Here is a 17,016-nt window from a genome sequence, read left to right on the forward strand (position 1 = left end):
GTGCCCCGGGACGGCGGCGGCTGGCGGGGAGGCCCCCTGCCTCCTCGTTAAGACTGGCCTGGGTTTTGAGAGGATAGCGGCGGCTAGGATCGAGGAGGAGGCGCCCCACCTCAGGGCAGCCCCCTCCCCCCGCGGCTTCAAGGGCCTCGTCCTAGTCTACGGCTGCCGGGATCCCGAGGCCGACGCCCGGATTATCCTGGATAGGGTTTTGGAGGCGGACAGGGTTCTCGTGGTCCATGCTGTCTCTAGGGCGAGCCTGGAGGAGATGGCGGCCGCCGCGGCGGAGGCTGCCCGGGGGAGGATTGGGGGTGGAGAGTGCTTCGCCGTCAGGACCACCAGGAGGGGGAGGCACGGGTTCACGAGCGTAGACGTCAACGTCGTCGTGGGGGATGCTGTGAGGAGGGCTACGGGGGCCTGCGTCAACCTGGGGAGCCCCGACAAGGTTGTGGCGGTGGAGATTATCCAGGACCTCGCCCTCATCTCCATCTACCCCGGGAGCATGGAGTGGAGGAAGATGAGGGGGAAGCACCCCGTCCTCCCCCTCCTCTCCAGGGTTGCTGTGGTGCAGATGCCCTACCTCGGCCCCCTGGACGCCTGCAGGAACATGGGGGTGAGGATTGGGAGGGAGGTGCAGAACTTCGAGGTGAGGGAGCTCGTGGTTGCCCCCACGGGGCTGGTGGAGGCTAGGCAGCTGGCCGAGTTCCTCCAGGGGGTGTTCGAGGGTGTTGAGAGCAGGTTTGAGGTGCAGAGGAAGAGCTACCACAGGCGGGCCAGGAGGGTGCCCGTCTACCTCCAGGACCTCCACCAGCTGGTGAGGGATAGGAGGGGGGAGCCCATCATAGTGATGGAGCCTGAGGGGGAGCACATATCGAGGGTTGCGGACAGGCTGTGGGAGCTATTCCGGGGGTCGAGGAGGGTTAACGTTCTCGTCGGCAGCAGAGAGGGCATACCCCTGGGCGTCTACAGGTACGCGGACCTCGTGGTGGATATAGCCCCGGGGATAACCCTCTCCACGGACTACGCCGCCGCCAGCGCCCTGGTGGCGATAGCCACGGTGCTTTACGAGAGGTCCTCCCAGCTGGAGGAGGGTGGCGGAGGTGGCTAGGGGGTTCGCGGTCCTCCTCCTATACCCCGGCCCCAGGAGCGTGGCCTACAGCAGCCTCGCATTCCACCTCATACGGGGCCTCCTCTCCAGCCTGGGGGTGGGGGTTAAAACAGCCTTCCTGGAGGACGGCGTCCTCGAGGCCGGACAACCCCTCGACCCCCGGGAGACGAGGGCTGTGCTGGTGAGCCTCCCCTACGAGATCATGTACGCCGACATGGTGAGGGCGCTAGAGCAGCTGGGCCTCAACCCCTGGGCCCAGGGCCGGGGTGACGGGGACCCCCTGGTCATCGCGGGGGGGCCTGCGGCGACCGCTAACCCCGCCCCCCTGCTGGACCTGGTTGACGCCGTGCTGGTGGGGGAGCTGGAGCCTGTGGCTGAGGGGCTTGTGGACGCCCTCCAGGAGCCCAGTAGGGGGGCTAGGCTTGAGGCCCTCTCACGCCTCCCCGGGGTCCTTGTCCCCTCTCTGGAGAACTGGCCTGTGAGGAGGGTGTATGTTGAGGACCTCGACGCCGCCTGGTACCCCCTGGACCAGCGTGCCCCCCCGGGTGTGGAGCCGGTTTGGGGCCGTGGCTTCATACTGGAGACTAGCCGGGGGTGCGGGAGGGGCTGCAGGTTCTGCATGGAGGGCACTGTATTCAGGCCCAGGAGGGATAGGAGCCTCGAGGTCCTCAAGCACCTGCTCCGGGAGGGGGTTAGGGTTAACAGGGTCGGGAGGGCTATATTCTACAGCCTAGTCTTCTTCGACAACAGGGCCAGCGACGAGATACTTAGGCACGCCGTCGAGGACCTCGGGCTCCAGGCTAGCGTGCCGAGCCTGAGGGCCGAGACCCTAACCGAGGAGAGGGCCAGGCTCATAGCCCGCGGGGGGCAGAGGACTGTGACCATAGCCCCGGAGACCGGCTCCTGCACCATAGCCAGGGCGATACTCAAGCCGATAGGAGGGGACATAACCCTCTGGGCGGTGGAGAACCTTCTATCCCAGGGCATACCGGGGGTGAAGCTCTACCTCATAACAGGCTTCCCCGGGGAGGGTGAGGAGGACCTCGCCCAGACCCAGGACCTCGCCATAAGGGTTGTTGAGAGGGTCAGGAAGGCGGGGGGTGTTGCGAAGGTCTCGATAAACCCGTTTATGCCCAAGCCCGTCACGGGTATGCAGTGGGCAGGCCTGGCCCCCAGGAGGCTGCTGGAGGAGAGGATTAACAGGCTCTCCAGGGCTCTACGCAGGGCGGGCGCCCGGGTATCGGGCTACGACCCCCGGTGGGCCGAGGTCCAGGTCGCCCTCGCCCGGGGCGGGAGGGAGATGGCCAGGGTTGTTGTTGAGTGGGCCAGGATGCCCCGTCAAACCCCTTCAAGCTTCAGAGCCGCAGCTAGAAGGGCGGGGGTCAGCCTAGACTGGAGCCTGGGGGAGTGGCCGGCCGACTACACCCCGCCCTGGCACAGGCTGGTGGAGCACCCTAGGGCGGAGCTGTGGAGGCTTAGGAGGGACTGGATGATCTACAGGAGGGTAGTCGAGTCCCGGGGAGGGGCTTCCAGGCTCAGGATACCCGGGTGCACAGCCTAGACGCCGCCCCGCCCCGGCGCCCCCGGGCTCCTGAACGCCCTGAGAGCCCCCTTCACAGTCCCCGAGGTCCTCAGGGGCACCACGAGAACCCTCCTCCCCCCAGCCATCCTTACCAGCCCCAGGGCGGCTAGGATGTGGTAGCGATAGTCCCAGGCCACAGCAACCACGCCCCTCCCCGACCCCTCCTCGTAATACACTATCCTGGGCCTCGCGAGGGCGAGGCTCTCGGCCCCAAAGGCCTTGAGGTAAACACTCCTAAGGGCCTCCTCAAACTCCCCCCGCCCCGGGGGCGGGCCGTCGAGGCTGAGGACCTCGAACGCCACATACCTCCTCCTAGGCCTCCTCCCCGCAAGCCTCCTTAGCCTCACAAGCTCCCTCTGCCTGAGGGCGGCCCTCGATAGTATGTGGGCCAGCCTCCTTAGCCTCACAACATACAAACCGGAGGCCAGAAGCCCCGCCACACCACCCGCCACCAGGCCTGCCAGAGCGGCTGCGAGGACCTCGCTGTCGAGCGGCACAGCGACACCACCCGGTGCTGGTCAGATCGTCGTGAGGTCATCACCCTTCATGCTGGGACGGCATCATCATCCCACTAGCCCATACTGTATACTGGGGGGTATAAGGGGAGGGGTGGCCGCCAGCTCTACCTCTTGCCAGCGGCGGCAACTATCTTCACAACATCCCCGTCCTGGAGCCTGTAGCCCTCCCCCACCCTCTGCTTCGTCTTGGCGTTTATGGCGTGGAGGAAGGTTTTGCCTAGGTCTGTGTGTATCCTGTAGGCCAGGTCCCTGGGTGTTGAGCCCCTCTTCACCAGTATCACGTCGGGTAGTATCCTCCCCTCCCTGTCTGTGTACCTGTTGGGGTCCTCCACTGGGTAGACGGCTATCATGTCTAGCACATCGAACACCGCCGTGTTTATCGCCTGGACCACGCCCGTCCCGCCCCACCTCTCCATAACCCTCTCCCTGACGAGTTCCAGGGCCTTCAACGCCTTCTCCCCCAGCCCCGAGGCGTCCTTCAGGGTGAAGCCTGGGTCTCCCGGTATGTACCTAACCCTCCCCTCCCTAGCTAGTCTCCTGAGCATGAGCTCCGCCAGGGCGCTGGCGGGCACCACGGGGATCCTGGGGAACTCCCTCCTCAGCCTCTCCACATTCTCCTCCGCCCCGGGGACGTCGACCTTGTTGGCCACTATCACCGCCGGCTTCCCCCTCTCCAGGACTAGCCTGACGAATAGCCTGAGGTCCTCCTCCCCCCAGCTTGACAGCCTCTTCTCCCCAAGCCCCGTCTCCTCCAGCACCCCCGCCACGACCCCCCGGGGTATCTCGAAGCCCGAGAGCCTCTGGCTGAGGGCGGTGACGAGGTCTATGTTGCCGGCGGTGTCAACCCTCCTGGCGAACCTCTCCCAGTCCCTGGCCAGGTTCTGGAGCATCCACTCGTATATCTCCCCCAGCATCAGCCCAACCTCCTCCACCGGGTCGTAACTTCCAGGCTTTACCGGGACCCCCTCGGGGTCTGTGGAGCCGCTTGCGTCAACCACGAGGAGGAGGGCGTCGGCCTTTCTAACGTCGTCAAGGAACCTGTTGCCCAGCCCCCTCCCCCTGTGGGCGCCCGGCACGAGGCCGGCGACGTCGAGGAGTTTGACGGGTATGAACCTCCACCCCTCGATGCAGAGGCTGTTGACAGGGTCGCACCGGGGGAGGCCTAGCTCTACGTGGGCGCACCTCTTCCTCGCATACCCAACCCCCACGTTAGGCTCTATAGTGACGAAGGGCCTGTTCTCAATCTTCACCGGCACCTCAGTGGCGGCGGCGAAGAACGTGGACTTCCCCACGTTAGTCTTCCCCACAAGCCCCAGAACAACGTTACCCGCCTCCACTGCACCACACCCACACACCACAATCCACAGTCTCGGCGGTCCAACCTTAGGCCTAGGCTCTGAGGACCTAAGCCAGGGGGCGGTTAGGCCACCTTCTTCACCTTAACCTCCGCCGCCCCGCGGGCCAGGGCTTGTATCCTGCTCGTGATCTCCACCTGGGCCCCCGCGGGTATCTCGAGCTCCGCCTTTAGGCTGCCGTCGGGGAGCCAGTCGGTCTTCTTCACCTCCCCCATCCTCATGAGGGCTTGGTATGCTCTGCCGGAGTGTGGGGGCGGTATCTTCACCTCTAGGAGGGCTTTGGCGAGCCTTATCGGCATTACCCTGGCTATTAGCCTTACCGCCTCCACCGCCTGGCTCTCGGCGTCTCTCCACAGGTTTATGGGGAACCTCACCTCCTCGAGGGCGGCCTCTATCCTGGCCTCGGGTATGGGCCTGCCTGTGGTGGGGTCTATGGCGTTCCTGGCTATATAGCTTATTATCTGCCTCCTCTTAGCCTCCAGCAGCTTCCTCCTCTGCTCCTCGGTTAGCTGTATCTCCCCCTCCTTGAGTATCCTCTCAGCCACCCTCCTGGGGTCGCTTGTGCCGAAAGCCTTCTTAACCTCCTCGGGGCTCGCCTTGAGCCCCTTCCTCACGTCCCTGTATATCGTGTCGGTCCACAGCACGTCCTCCAGGTCCACGTCACCCTTCTCCTTATACCTGAAGGCCAGCTCGGGCCTCACCAGAATCTCGAACCTCTTCCCCCTAACCTCCATCCACGCCACGAGATAGTCCTGCCTCTTCGACAACCCTCTCTACACCCCCGGCGATCATAGTTGGCTGGGAGTCCTCTAAACCCTTGGCCGGGCTAGACGCCGGGCGGCCTCGAGGGGGTTCTTGCCTCTAGTAGCATAGTCTTGAGGGCTATCATGTAGGGCTCGGGCACCCCCATCTCCTCCAGCCTTCTCACAACCCTTTCCACCGGGTACTCCACCCGGCCCAGCTCCACCCTCCCCGACTCTAGGTCGAGCAGGGCGTAGCCCGCCCTGGGGTCGCCGTCCCGGGGCTGGCCCACGCTACCAGGGTTAACCACCCTCCTCCCATCGAGGGTGAGGTGGAACTGCAGGTGAGTGTGCCCCACCATGACCGTGGCCTCCTCCACCACCGCCCCCTGCCTCCCCAGCCTCACACCAGGCCTCCTAAGCCCGTCCAGCAGCCACTCCCTGCCCATCCACGGATAGAGGTAACAGTAGAGGGGGTTGCGGGGGCAGCCGTGGACCGCCAGCACACCGTCGAGCCTCAGCTCCAGAGGGAGCTCTGCCAGGAACCGCTTATCACCCTCCCCCAGCAGCCTCAGCGTAACGTTCTCCCTGAATCACACGCTCAGCCAGTGAGTCTCCTTCCCACACCTACAGTCCACACCATATCCCACGGCGTGGTCGTGGTTTCCCCTGACAAACCTAGCCCCGAGGCCTTGGAGCACGTCTAAGACCTCCCCCGGCCAGGGGCCGTAGTCCACCAGATCCCCCAGCACGAGGACCTCATCAAACCTCCCGGCGGCCTCTAGAACAGCCTCCAGGGCGGGGAGGTTGCCGTGGACGTCGGAGACGATTAGAACCCGCAATACGAGCCCCCCAGGGAATTCGTGGGTTTGGAAGGGATAATCAGCCGTGTGAATATAGGCTATATACAACCCCCCATGGAGGACGTGCCCCACCATGTGTTCGGTGGGGTTCGCCTTCCTTATATCCCCCCATTTTTATTATGCCGCGGGAGGGATAGTGGAGGGTGCTTGCTCTTGAGGATTCCCGGCGGTTTTGGTGTGCTTTGGAGTGTTGACACTGCTCTGGCTGCGGGCGTTTTGGCGGCTATTCTACTTCTCGCCGTGTCTGGCGTTAGGTTTAACCTTGTAGTCACTGGTAGTATGGAGCCCACGATTCCCCGAGGGAGTATTGCCGTTGTGGAGCCTATGCCAGCCTCCCTTCTGAGGGTTGGTGATGTGGCTGCTGTGGAGGATAGGGCTAGGGGGGTGCTCCTCGTCCACAGGGTGGTGTATATAGACAGGTCGGGGGGCTTCGTCTTCATGAAGGGGGACGCCTCGGAGGCTGTTGAAGGGTTCCCGGGGGAGCAGGTTGTGGGTAGGGTTGTCTTCCACATACCCTACGCCGGCCTCCCCCTCCTCTACCCCCGGCTCCACATAGCGCTGGTAACGGTGTTGGGGATCCTGGTAACAGTGCTCCTGTACAGGGAGCTCAGGGGGTGACCACCATGGCTCCAGCGGCTGCAGCGCGGCGATACACCATTATAACCCTGCTCGCCCTCCTCGCGCTCGCGCCAGCCCTCCACGCAGCCCCCGCCCACTCTTCGCCATCTCCACCGCTCATAGTCAACAACTACAGCTTCCAGATCGTCGTGAGTATTGGTGGTGAGAAGCTTGTTCTCGGCCCTGGCATGGCTGTGGAGGCCGAGCCTGGGGTTGAAGTTTGTGTGGAGTCCCCCCGCCTCCTATACACGTCGAGCGGTGTGAGGCTTGTGCTGGCCGGGCTTCTGGTGGACGGCAGGCTGGCCGAGGCACCCTGCACACTCCTCTCCGGCTCCACCCTAGAGCCCCTGTACACCCGCGAGGCCCGTGTAACCATACTATCCACACCCCCGGGCGTCTACACCGCCGAAGTCTGGGGGCCCCTGGGGGGGTGTTGTTGAGGTTGAGGTACCCAGCGTAGTGGAGGAGAGTGGGGGGTATGTTAGGCATGTTCTCCAGGGTGTCCGGCTAGACGGAGGGGCCTACTATAGGGGCGGCAGGCTAGTGGTGAGCCTAGAGGGCCCCAGGACATTGGAGGCCGTCTATACAACCCAATACCTCCTCGTCGTCGAGGGCAGGGGGTACTGGCACACGGGCAGCCTCGCCATACCTCTGGAGGACCTCGCCTGGGAGAGCGGGGACGCCAGGATGGTGCCCCAGACCCTAATACTACCCTCCGGCGCCTCCCTGGAGCCTGCGAACGGCCTCTTCATAGTCTCGGGGCCTGAGGCTGGCGAGGCCCGTGTCGTCTACAAGACCCTCTACAAGGTAGTTGTGGAGAGGCCCGGGGGGGCTGAGGTCCTGTGGATGGAGGACGGGTCAAAGCTATCCCTCGAGTTCGACCCGGAGATAGAGCTCACGCCCCAGGCTAAGCTCGTCCTCAGCCATGTGGAGGCCGGGGGCGAGAGGATCTCCAGCCCGAGGGTGGAGATGACTGTTACGGGGCCGTTGGAGGTTAGGGCTGTCTACGACACCTACTACGCCCTGGAGACCGAGAGCATCCTGGGGAGGAGCTTGCAGTGGGTGGAGGCCGGGGACACCGCAACCCTCTACTTCCCCCCGGAGATGCCGGGAGGTGTGTTTACGAGGCTGAGGCTTAGCCATGTGGTGGTGAACGGCGAGGAGGCGCCACTTGGCGGTGGCAGGGTGGTTGTGGAGGTTGACTCGCCCAAGAGGGTGGTGGCAGTCTATACGGTGGAGCCTGTGGCCTGGAGGATAGCTTTGGCGACGATACCCCTAGCCATACTCTCGACAGCGGCCGCCGCATACCTATATAGGCTCGCCCGCGGCCTCTAGCCCCCCACCGCCACATGCTAATAATGGGGAATACCCGGGTACTACGGCTTACTCCCAGAACGTTTTATACCATGCCTTGGGATGCGGGTGTCACCAATCCATATTCCTTATAAACACTCACCCTTACAAATCAGAGAGGCTATAAACCCGGTAAATCCCCCTGGCGCTGGAGGTGTGGCTTGCTTGGCTAGGGCTGGGAGGCCTAGGAGGCTCGCCCTTCTCCTCGTAGCCCTCACACTCTACATAACAATGACGCTGAGCGCGGCCTACGCCCTCACATCGAAAGACCTTGGCAACAACATCTCGGTGACCGTAGCCGGCTCCAGCCAGGTGCCGGTCTTCCCCGCAGACAACAGCGGCAACCCACTGGCTTACGCCCAGGGCAGCCTCAACCTATCTAGTAACACCAACATACTCCTCCCCGACAGCGCTACCGTGGACCTAAACACCACCCGCGGGGGCCTCGTCCTAAGCCTAGACGTGGATCTCACATTCCCCCAGGCAACCTCCAGCAGCGACTCCTGGCAGGTGGTAGTGCTGCTGAGGGATAGCAGCGGCAGTGTAATAGCGAACACGGGAGACGAGGTGACGGCCACAGGAAACGGCACCACAACAATAACAATAAGCAACATCGACATAATATCCAAGGTACACATATCCAAGGTTAAAAGCGTCGAGATAATAGTGGTGCCACTACTACCCTAAACATCAGCCACACCTCACCCACCATCCTCTTCCTCCCCACCCTCCCGGGACAGTAGTGTGGAGGCGAGCTCCAGCACCACCGCCGCCACCAGGCTGTAGTAGGCGTACTCCGCCAGCCTGTTCGCCAGGTCCTCACTACCTCGCGCCAGCGCCACCGCCGCCATTAGGAGGAGGGCCATGAAGGCTAGGGCGAAGGGGCCACCAGGGTTCTCCCCCGCCCACCTAACCACCCTCGACAACAACACCCTGAGCCTCCGCACCCCCACCACTAAGCCCAAGCCCCATGTTCACCCCCCGCCACTAGGGGCGAGGTCCTGGAGGAGGGCCTCCCTCAAACCCACAGTCTCCCCCCCACCACCCACCTCAACAATCCTCACCTTAGTATAGCCCGGCAGCCCAGCCTCCAACAGGACCCCCGCCAGCACCCCCAAGGGGTCCCCGCCACCCACAGGCTTGGCCCGGGGCAGCCTGAGAGTGGCCTTACCGTCCTCGACGGTTATGGATAGCCCGGTGGGGGGCTGGGGCTCCATCCTCTCCAGGTATAGCTGGAGCAGCCTGGCCAGGCCAGCCTCCTCCCCCGCCAGCCTCCCCGGGTCCAGCAGCCTCGCGAGCGCCCGGGCAACTGTGGGGGCGTCGCCCTCGAGGCTCCCCGTGAGGCTGGTCCAGCAGCCTCCAGGGTCCATCTCAACCCGGGCCTTCAGCCTCTCCACAGGCAGAGCCTCGCCGCTGTAGACCTCGGGGGGTATGGTGAACACCATCCTACCCCTCACACCACCCCCACTATCCTGGGGGAGCCTCTCCAGGGTGAAGCCCTCCAGCCTCAGATAGCCCGCAGCCTCCCTAGCCAGCCCCTCTATCCTGTAGAAGGCATACTCCTCGTAAGCCTCCCCGCCACCACTACCCACAATCCTAAACACAGCCTCAACCCTCACCCCTCCAGGTGTGGGGGTGGCCCTAACAGTCTCGACAACACCCTTCATCGCACCACCAGCATCAAACACCCCCCCACCCAGCAGCACAGCACCCTCCCTCTGCAAGTCCAAACCCCCGCTCACATTATAAGGACTCTCAGCCAGACAGAGCGAAACACCAGCTTCACCCTCCAAAGCCTCCCTGTCCAGACTAGCCTCCAGCATAGCCTGGGAAACAGGCAAACCCACCCTCTCCAGCGCCACCGAGGCCTCTACACTACCATCATCGTAAACCAGGGCCTCAACACCCAACCCATAATAACCCCCAGCCACCAAACCCCCCAGCAAACCCCAAACCACGGGCCACAAGGCAACAGCAACAACACCAACAGCACCCAAGATCACAACCGCTCCCACAACTTCCCTACGGCTAAGCTTTTCCAATTTGTTATTTAGAAGGCCAGCCCATCCAGCCCGCAAGCCCCCCATACCCCTACAGACCACCGTGCCCTCCGGCACACCCTATAAATACCCGGCGGACCGCTCCAAATAAGGGTAACACATCTAGAGACATCAGGCAGCGTTGGAGAGGGATAGGAGCGTCTTGGACAAGAACCTGGAGATGACTATAAGGGGAGCCACTTGGATATACCTCGCAAGCCTTACCGTCACTGTCACAGGCTTCGTGTTCTGGCTAGCCATAGCCAGGCTAGCTGGTCCAGAGGCAGTGGGAACAGCCTCCTTAGTTGTATCGTCCGCAGGTCTCGCCACAAGCCTGCTCGCAGCAGGACTACAGCTCGCCGTCTCCAGGGAGACCGCGGCAAGGGGTGGAAAAGCAGCGGTGGCAGCCGTATCCCTAGCCCTCGCTGTGGGGCTTGTGGCAGCCCTGGTGGGATATATATTAGCGGAGGGAGCGGATCTCGGGAGCTACAGCATCTACACAGGGGTTTTCACTCTTCTTGCGACGCTTCAGCTGGCTCTCCTCGGCGTTCTTATGGGCCTCCTCATGTTCCGCCTCTACTTCCTGACCGTCCTCACTGCAAACCTGGGTAAGATGGCTGTGGGAGTAGCCCTTGCCCTACTAGGCTATGGCGCCCTCTCAGCAGTCCTCGGCGTCATAACAGCCCCACTCCTGGTCGCTGTAGTATCTCTCTCAGTTCTCGCTGCCAAGGCCCTCCGCCGCGGCATACCGTGGCCGGACACGGCCTCCATGAGGAGCCTAGCCGTCCTCGCCGCCTCAAACTACCCTCTCATGTTCTCCATACAACTACTAGTCTTCCTGAGCATATACGGTTACAGACTCCTAGGGGGAAGCCTAGACTCCACAGGAGGCTTATACATATCCTTCATGATACTCCTCGCCCTTACAAGCCTCCCCACATCACTCCAGCTGGCATCACTCCCAGTGGGCACGAGATTCGGAGGCAGACCCCAGGAGGCCTCTCTAAGATTAGGCCTAGTCCTCTCCACACCCCTTGCCGTAGCTCTTATAGTTCTGGCACCCCAGGTCCTCGCACTCATAAACCCTGAGCTAGCCCAAGGCTCAAACACACTCCGCCTCCTACTCCTAGCCACTGCTCCCCTAACAGCGCTAATGGCAACAGCAAGCCTTCTCAACAAGGAAGGCCAGCCTAAGAGCCTCGCCATATTAGGCCTCACAACCCTCTCCACCCTGACTCTACTCCTCCCTCCTCTCACCAAATCCCTGAACAGCAGTGGAGCCGCTGCCGCATTCCTAGCAGCAACAACCCTCAACGCACTCCTCCAAACTCACATACTCAAACTACCCACTAAACCACTCCTCACCGCTCAGACCGCCCAAGCGACGGCCCTCCCCCTGGCCCTATACATGCCACCACTGGCCGCTCTCCCCCTAGCCCTAGTAGCCTCAGCCACCATACTCCTCGCATCGAGGACAGCAGAGCTAAGGGAGATACACACTCTCGTTAAAACCGCCGTATCAACCATTGGAGGAAGAGAGACCTCTGGAGATTAGGGATGGGGAGTAATACAGAAACGTTACATTACGCGTCAAGCCCTTCCACTCTCTCTTTCCTCGCTCTTCACTGCCTTCTCAGGCTTCTCTCCACTCTGCTTCCCCTCAACCTCCTTACCCTCACCTTCGAGCTCCCTCTCAAGCCTTTTCAACTCCTCCTCAATCTCCTTCTCGATCTCCTCAATAGGCTTGGGCGGCGGAGTAGTTGCAAGCACATAGCCCACCCAGGCAAGCAGGCCGAAAAACCCAGCAACAGCCATCAGCCCAGTAAGCTTTATAACCAACTCCCACCAGCCTGTGAAGAAAACTAGGTAAGCGTAAACGATTATGACCGCTAGAGAGCCTATTAGCAGGCCAAACCCAACTAGCCTATCCCTATCCAAACAAGGCACCCCCTTTAGCTGGCCTACCCTTATCATCTTGAGACATGTAGACATCTAATAAATAGCTTCTCATCTCATTGTTGTAGCTTGCCTATATAAGTGAGACAACACTCGTCTACGATGTAAGTTAAACGTGCTGGGTTTCTAGTGTACTCTTCACCAGCCTATAAAGCTTTGCAACATTGTCCTCCACAGGATTAGATTCGGTGTCTAACACTAGCTCCGGCTTCTCCGGTGGCTCGTAGGGATCTGTGACTCCTGTGAAGTTCTTTATCTCGCCTTTGAGGGCCTTTCTGTATAGGCCCTTTGGATCCCTCCTTATAACCTCCTCCAGGCTAGCCTTAACATATATCTCGAGGAATGGTATTCCCTCCTCCTCAACTATACCCCTTACCATACTTCGGGCCTCCCTATAGGGTGATACGAAGCTGCAGAGGACTATGACACCGTTTCTCGCTAGAAGGCGTGCTATCCACGCTATCCTCCTGAGGTGTCTTATCCTCTCCTCCCTCGTAAAACCAGCTCCCTCGCTTACAGTCCTCCGCGCCCAGTCACCATCTAAAACCTCAACCCTAAACCCCTCCATCCTAAGCATCTCTGCAAGGCGTGATGCTATAGTGGTCTTACCGCTACCCGGTAGGCCAGTCAGCCAGACAACAACACCTCTGTCTAGACACCTGTGGTATGACACAGCCCCAGCCCCCATTCGGGCCGATATTAACTCTAGCGTATTAAACTAGTTCTACAGGAATTATTCCTTAGTGATTATTCCTAGTAAGGCTCCTATCTTACAAACTGTTGTATAGGGTTTCGTTATGCCTTGAAAACTGGTGGAAACTATTTAACTATCCCTCGGGGAAACATATGCGTGTTGGATAGAGCAGGGGGCTGGTGCTGATGGGGGATAAGGTTTCTGTAGAGATCTCTAAGGAACTCTATGAGAAGGCTAAGAAGTTTATAGAGGAGAATGGGGGCTTCAAGGACGTCTCCGAGCTTGTAGAGTTCCTCCTTAGCGAGGCCATATCCGACGAGGCGGAGACGGTAGGTATGACTCCTGAGGAGGAGGAGGAGGTTAAAGAGAGGCTCAGAAGCCTGGGCTATATCTAGACTGCCCGTAAGGGTGCCTAGCCTCCTTGGAACCAGCGGAGGTCCTGCGGCTAACGGGAGTTTTTGTAGCAGGCTTGACAGCATCTGCACTTGACTATGGCCTAGGACTCGGCTTTGGCCTCATCGCAACTCCCATGCTAGTTATTCTAGACTTAGACCCGAGGCAGGCTATAGCAGTCACACTCAGTGCCCAAGTGTTTTCATCCCTCTCAGCACTATACGCTTGGCGTTCAACGGGAACAGAGGGCCCTCCAAAACAGATTATAATTGTGTTGGCCATATCCGCCTTGGCTGGAGTCGTATGGGGCTCGCTACTAATGAGTCTCCTGGAGGAAGAGGAGGCTCTGGCCTTATATACCGCCGCCCTAGTGGTTGTTACAGCATTCTTTATAGTACCAATGTTGGACAAAAGTCGCGAAGGAGCTGGAGGACCTAGCAGGCCTTATGTTCTAGTTCTTGGTGGCTTTGTTGGAGGACTCTCTAAAGCCCTCTCCGGGGGAGGCTTCAGCCCTATCGTTGTAGCCGCTCAGAGAGCCTCTGGGATCGACTATAGAGCTTCTCTAGTAGCCATTCCTATCATAAAACCGCTCGCCTTCATAACCGCCGCAGCCGTCTACTCTTGGGCAGGCCATATGAACCTTACTACTGCAGCCGTCCTAACAGCCGGGAGCATACTAGGCTCCCTCCTGGCTCCAAAGCTACCAGGTATCATGCCCATCCGCTGGGCCCAGGTCCTCGTTGTCCTCGCCCTCCTGGCTCCAAAGCTACCAGGTATCATGCCCATCCGCTGGGCCCAGGTCCTCGTTGTCCTCGCCCTCGCGGCTGCCGCCTTAAAAGCCGTTTACAGGTTATCGAGTGAGTATGGGGTGTTTAGCTGGCTTGGTCTCTAGGCCCCATGGCGGTAGACTAGTTAGGAGGGTTTTGACGGGTAGGAGGAGAGAGATTTTTGAGGCGCAGTCGGGTGAGATGCCCAGGCTTGAAGTGCCTCTGGAGAGGGCTATAGATGCTGAGGACCTGGCTCGAGGCGTCTTCAGCCCCCTTGAGGGGTTTATGGTTGAGGACGACTATCTGAGCGTTCTGAACCGCATGAGACTCTCCAACGATCTCCCATGGACCATACCCATAGTGTTGGACGCAACCCGTGAGTGGCTGGAGAGTCAGGGGTTGTCGCCTGGCGACGACATAGTACTTTTATACAATGAACTCCCTATAGCAGTTCTCACACTGGAGGACGTCTACACCTGGGATAAGAGGCTTCACGCTGAAAAGGTTTTCAAAACCCGAGACCCCGGCCATCCTGGGGTTGAGGCGGTATACAAGAGGGGCGACATACTTCTGGGCGGGAGGCTAGAGCTTATACAAGGCCCGCCCAACCCGCTGGAAAGATATACGCTCTGGCCCCTCGAGACTAGGGTTCTATTCAAGGAGAAGGGTTGGAGGACAATAGCGGCGTTTCAGACCAGAAACGTGCCCCACCTGGGCCACGAGTATGTGCAGAAGGCGGCCCTCACCTTCGTCGACGGCCTCCTAGTCCACCCCCTCTCAGGCTGGAAAAAGAAGGGTGATTATAGGGACGAGGTTATTATAAGAGCGTACGAGGCCCTCACTAGCCACTACTACCCACGTGGTGTGGTGGTCCTCTCAGTACTTAGGATGAACATGAACTATGCGGGCCCTCGAGAGGCTGTACACCACGCCATAGTGCGGAAGAACTTCGGCGCCACACACTTCATCGTAGGCCGCGACCACGCGGGCGTCGGCAGCTACTACGGGCCCTACGAGGCGTGGGAGATCTTCCGCGAGTTCCCAGACCTAGGCATAACACCACTCTTCGTACGGGAGGCCTACTACTGCACGAGGTGTGGGGGGATGGTTAACGAGAAGGTCTGCCCCCACGGGGAAGAGTATAGGGTTAGGATAAGCGGCACCAGGCTGAGGGAGATTCTGAGGAGGGGTGAGAGGCCTCCGGAGTATATGATGAGGCCTGAAGTGGCTGAAGCAATAATATCTCATCCAAACCCCTTTATAGAATAAAGATATATGATGCGGGGGCGGGGTTTTGAGGGAAGCCTTAGCCGACTTATCTATCCACGTCCTCCTCAGGCTCTAACCCGTAATGGGCTAGTATGATACTCTTAACCTTCTGAATCGGCACCAGCCCTCCACCCTTTACGAAGTCCTTCAACACCTCTGCATTCCCTCCTATGATGCCTAGCCAGTCGTGCACAGCGTCATCCGGTCCCCTATCATTCTCCTCTAGGTATATGCTGGGCCAGCCTATGGTGCCCGCAGGTCTCCAGCTCAGGTTGTCAAGGTACACCATGAGGTCGGGGGCGTCGCCCCGGACCTCTGGGTAGAGCTCAGTTGGATGGTAGGCCTTGTTATTCCACTTCTCCCCGTCGGGCCCGCGAATTTTCTCGATATCCCTCTTAAGCTGCTCCACCACGCTCCAGTACTCCTCCCGCCCAACAATCCCCTGAGGCTCACGGCCCTTCAGGTTTATATACACCCTTGAATAGTAGCCGCCCCAAGCCCACGCTACAGTCCTGCTCCAGTCTATCATACTCCACTCTAGATCCACCCCTGGCTTCCGCGGCTGCTCACGCAGCTTCAGATAACCCTGCTCCACCAGCCACTGGTTTATGGCGAAAGCACCCTTCATAGCCTTAGCCCCATGGTCGGAAACCACTATAACCTCAGTATCCCTGGGTAGCTCCTCAAGCAGTTCCCCTACCAGCCTGTCCACAAGCGCGTAATACTCGGGTATCACATCCTCATACGGGTTGCCCTCACCCGGATACCTTGGATGCTCCGGATCCCAGTACTTCCAGAAAGCATGATGCACCCTATCAGTCCCGATGTGCATATACATGGCGAAATCCCAAGGCTTACTCCGGAGAAGGTGCCTTACAACCCTGAACTGGGTCTCAGCAAGTCTCCACAAACCCCTCCTAACACCTTCCTTATCACCGGATCTATACTTAACATCAAAAACATAATCCCCACCGCCAGCAGCCAAAACCTCTCCCCTAATACCCGGAGGCCACGCAAAAGCCCTATCAACACCAGGAGTCAGAAAACAAGAGACAAACCACCCCCTAACACGCCGGGCCGGATAGCCAGGAGGAACACCAACAACAAGACTCCTCAACCCAAGCCTCCCACCAAGAACATCCCAAACCCAACCCCCAGGGATACTACGGCTACTCACAACATAACTAACACCAACATCACCAGGCCGCCGATGACGAAAACCATAAACACCAAGCTCACCAGCACTACGTCCAGTAAGCATAACACCCCACATAGGAACAGTAATAGGAGGGTAATTAGATAGAAGTATGCCTTTAATATCTAGGAAAAGCTGAAGATTGGATGTTAGATCGCGAAGATCCTCGTAAAGCAATTGAGGAGGGACACTGTCAAGCCCTAAAACCAGCAATCTTTTGCGTGTCACGCAAACAACACCTCTTTACGTGTTATCGAGTATTTATCCTAATTTATCCTCTTCAAAGTTTTAAGCATAATACATAAATACCGCGTATTCCCATCTCTCATCATTCTCAGTCTTCTCAATAATAATGTCAAAGTGTGGAAACAACCCGAGATAATTATAGAATGGTAATATGGCATATGATGGAAAAAAGGTTTCTCTCATTCTTTCTATATTGCTCCCTGCACGTAGTTAGGATATCAGAGCTTCTAGTCTATGACTAACCTCAGGTTTTATACATTAATTCTACCAATATCTCATATAAGTTTGTAGTTAATTTGTAAAGAAGTCAGGTAAGTTTATGT

General features: G+C 59.3%; 18 protein-coding genes and 1 pseudogene. 10 read left to right on the top strand and 9 right to left on the bottom strand.

Features of this window, described 5'->3' with window-relative positions; translation table 11 throughout:
• Positions 1 to 208: 208 nt before the first annotated feature.
• Positions 209 to 1,105 (top strand): SPOUT family RNA methylase, encoded by an 897-nt coding sequence (locus tag ACAM_RS03750; protein WP_022541476.1) that lies wholly within the window; start codon positions 209 to 211, stop codon positions 1,103 to 1,105.
• A complete protein-coding gene (locus ACAM_RS03755; protein WP_022541477.1) occupies positions 1,098 to 2,666 on the top strand; it encodes a B12-binding domain-containing radical SAM protein in 1,569 nt (522 codons plus the stop codon). The genes ACAM_RS03750 and ACAM_RS03755 overlap by 8 nt, the downstream gene beginning before the upstream one ends.
• Here ACAM_RS03755 and ACAM_RS03760 read toward each other — a convergent pair.
• The 4 genes and pseudogenes from ACAM_RS03760 to ACAM_RS03775 form a co-directional block, all read right to left on the bottom strand.
• A complete protein-coding gene (locus ACAM_RS03760; RefSeq protein WP_148706392.1) occupies positions 2,663 to 3,184 on the bottom strand; it encodes an Rpp14/Pop5 family protein in 522 nt (173 codons plus the stop codon). The genes ACAM_RS03755 and ACAM_RS03760 overlap by 4 nt on opposite strands.
• A gap of 125 nt (positions 3,185 to 3,309) precedes the next feature.
• The gene (locus ACAM_RS03765; RefSeq protein ID WP_022541479.1) at positions 3,310 to 4,542 is read right to left on the bottom strand and encodes a redox-regulated ATPase YchF; all 1,233 of its coding nucleotides are present in this window, start codon (positions 4,540 to 4,542) and stop codon (positions 3,310 to 3,312) included.
• An 83-nt stretch (positions 4,543 to 4,625) separates the two neighbouring features.
• Positions 4,626 to 5,327, bottom strand: coding sequence for a ribosome assembly factor SBDS (locus ACAM_RS03770; RefSeq protein ID WP_022541480.1), 702 nt, complete (start codon positions 5,325 to 5,327; stop codon positions 4,626 to 4,628).
• A 59-nt stretch (positions 5,328 to 5,386) separates the two neighbouring features.
• Positions 5,387 to 6,238: pseudogene (locus ACAM_RS03775) on the bottom strand (metallophosphoesterase family protein).
• Positions 6,239 to 6,316: 78 nt separating this feature from the next.
• Here ACAM_RS03775 and ACAM_RS03780 point away from each other — a divergent pair.
• From ACAM_RS03780 to ACAM_RS03795, 4 genes are all read left to right on the top strand, one after another.
• Positions 6,317 to 6,781 carry a signal peptidase I gene (locus ACAM_RS03780; RefSeq protein ID WP_022541483.1) on the top strand — a complete coding sequence of 155 codons (465 nt, stop codon included), beginning with the start codon at positions 6,317 to 6,319 and terminating at the stop codon, positions 6,779 to 6,781.
• A gap of 5 nt (positions 6,782 to 6,786) precedes the next feature.
• Positions 6,787 to 7,221 carry a hypothetical protein gene (locus ACAM_RS03785; protein WP_022541484.1) on the top strand — a complete coding sequence of 145 codons (435 nt, stop codon included), beginning with the start codon at positions 6,787 to 6,789 and terminating at the stop codon, positions 7,219 to 7,221.
• A gap of 19 nt (positions 7,222 to 7,240) precedes the next feature.
• Positions 7,241 to 8,116: a hypothetical protein gene (locus tag ACAM_RS03790; RefSeq protein WP_022541485.1), complete on the top strand. Its 876-nt coding sequence runs from the start codon at positions 7,241 to 7,243 to the stop codon at positions 8,114 to 8,116.
• 183 nt (positions 8,117 to 8,299) lie between these two features.
• Complete coding sequence (locus tag ACAM_RS03795) at positions 8,300 to 8,821, top strand: hypothetical protein (protein ID WP_022541486.1); 522 nt, start codon at positions 8,300 to 8,302, stop codon at positions 8,819 to 8,821.
• Between the two features lie 14 nt (positions 8,822 to 8,835).
• On the opposite strand, the gene ACAM_RS08350 is transcribed toward ACAM_RS03795, so the two are convergent.
• Positions 8,836 to 9,099 carry a hypothetical protein gene (locus ACAM_RS08350; protein ID WP_022541487.1) on the bottom strand — a complete coding sequence of 88 codons (264 nt, stop codon included), beginning with the start codon at positions 9,097 to 9,099 and terminating at the stop codon, positions 8,836 to 8,838.
• A gap of 9 nt (positions 9,100 to 9,108) precedes the next feature.
• Positions 9,109 to 10,131 (bottom strand): hypothetical protein, encoded by a 1,023-nt coding sequence (locus ACAM_RS03800; RefSeq protein WP_148706394.1) that lies wholly within the window; start codon positions 10,129 to 10,131, stop codon positions 9,109 to 9,111.
• A 205-nt stretch (positions 10,132 to 10,336) separates the two neighbouring features.
• Between ACAM_RS03800 and ACAM_RS03805 the strand changes: the two genes are divergently transcribed.
• Complete coding sequence (locus ACAM_RS03805; protein WP_232502310.1) at positions 10,337 to 11,728, top strand: MATE family efflux transporter; 1,392 nt, start codon at positions 10,337 to 10,339, stop codon at positions 11,726 to 11,728.
• Between the two features lie 35 nt (positions 11,729 to 11,763).
• Here ACAM_RS03805 and ACAM_RS03810 read toward each other — a convergent pair whose 3' ends face one another.
• Both ACAM_RS03810 and cysC read right to left on the bottom strand, forming a co-directional pair.
• Positions 11,764 to 12,111 carry a transcription regulator containing HTH domain gene (locus ACAM_RS03810; RefSeq protein WP_022541491.1) on the bottom strand — a complete coding sequence of 116 codons (348 nt, stop codon included), beginning with the start codon at positions 12,109 to 12,111 and terminating at the stop codon, positions 11,764 to 11,766.
• 127 nt (positions 12,112 to 12,238) lie between these two features.
• Positions 12,239 to 12,802 carry an adenylyl-sulfate kinase gene (cysC, locus tag ACAM_RS03815; protein ID WP_232502311.1) on the bottom strand — a complete coding sequence of 188 codons (564 nt, stop codon included), beginning with the start codon at positions 12,800 to 12,802 and terminating at the stop codon, positions 12,239 to 12,241.
• A gap of 206 nt (positions 12,803 to 13,008) precedes the next feature.
• Here cysC and ACAM_RS03820 point away from each other — a divergent pair, with 206 nt between their 5' ends.
• Genes ACAM_RS03820 through sat form a run of 3 tightly spaced genes read left to right on the top strand, consistent with a single transcriptional unit; the run spans position 13,009 to position 15,252 of the window.
• Positions 13,009 to 13,218, top strand: a complete 210-nt coding sequence (locus ACAM_RS03820) for a hypothetical protein (RefSeq protein WP_062662894.1) — start codon at positions 13,009 to 13,011, stop codon at positions 13,216 to 13,218.
• Positions 13,219 to 13,244: 26 nt separating this feature from the next.
• Positions 13,245 to 14,108: a sulfite exporter TauE/SafE family protein gene (locus tag ACAM_RS03825; RefSeq protein ID WP_148706395.1), complete on the top strand. Its 864-nt coding sequence runs from the start codon at positions 13,245 to 13,247 to the stop codon at positions 14,106 to 14,108.
• The gene (gene sat, locus ACAM_RS03830) at positions 14,098 to 15,252 is read left to right on the top strand and encodes a sulfate adenylyltransferase (RefSeq protein WP_022541495.1); all 1,155 of its coding nucleotides are present in this window, start codon (positions 14,098 to 14,100) and stop codon (positions 15,250 to 15,252) included. The genes ACAM_RS03825 and sat overlap by 11 nt, the downstream gene beginning before the upstream one ends.
• Before the next feature lie 46 nt (positions 15,253 to 15,298).
• On the opposite strand, the gene ACAM_RS03835 is transcribed toward sat, so the two are convergent.
• On the bottom strand, positions 15,299 to 16,675 hold the full coding sequence (locus ACAM_RS03835) for an alkaline phosphatase family protein (protein WP_232502312.1): 1,377 nt from the start codon (positions 16,673 to 16,675) through the stop codon (positions 15,299 to 15,301).
• Between the last annotated feature and the right edge of the window lie 341 nt (positions 16,676 to 17,016).

Origin of the sequence: Aeropyrum camini SY1 = JCM 12091, assembly GCF_000591035.1 — an archaeon.
Classification (GTDB): Archaea; Thermoproteota; Thermoprotei_A; order Sulfolobales; family Acidilobaceae; genus Aeropyrum; species Aeropyrum camini.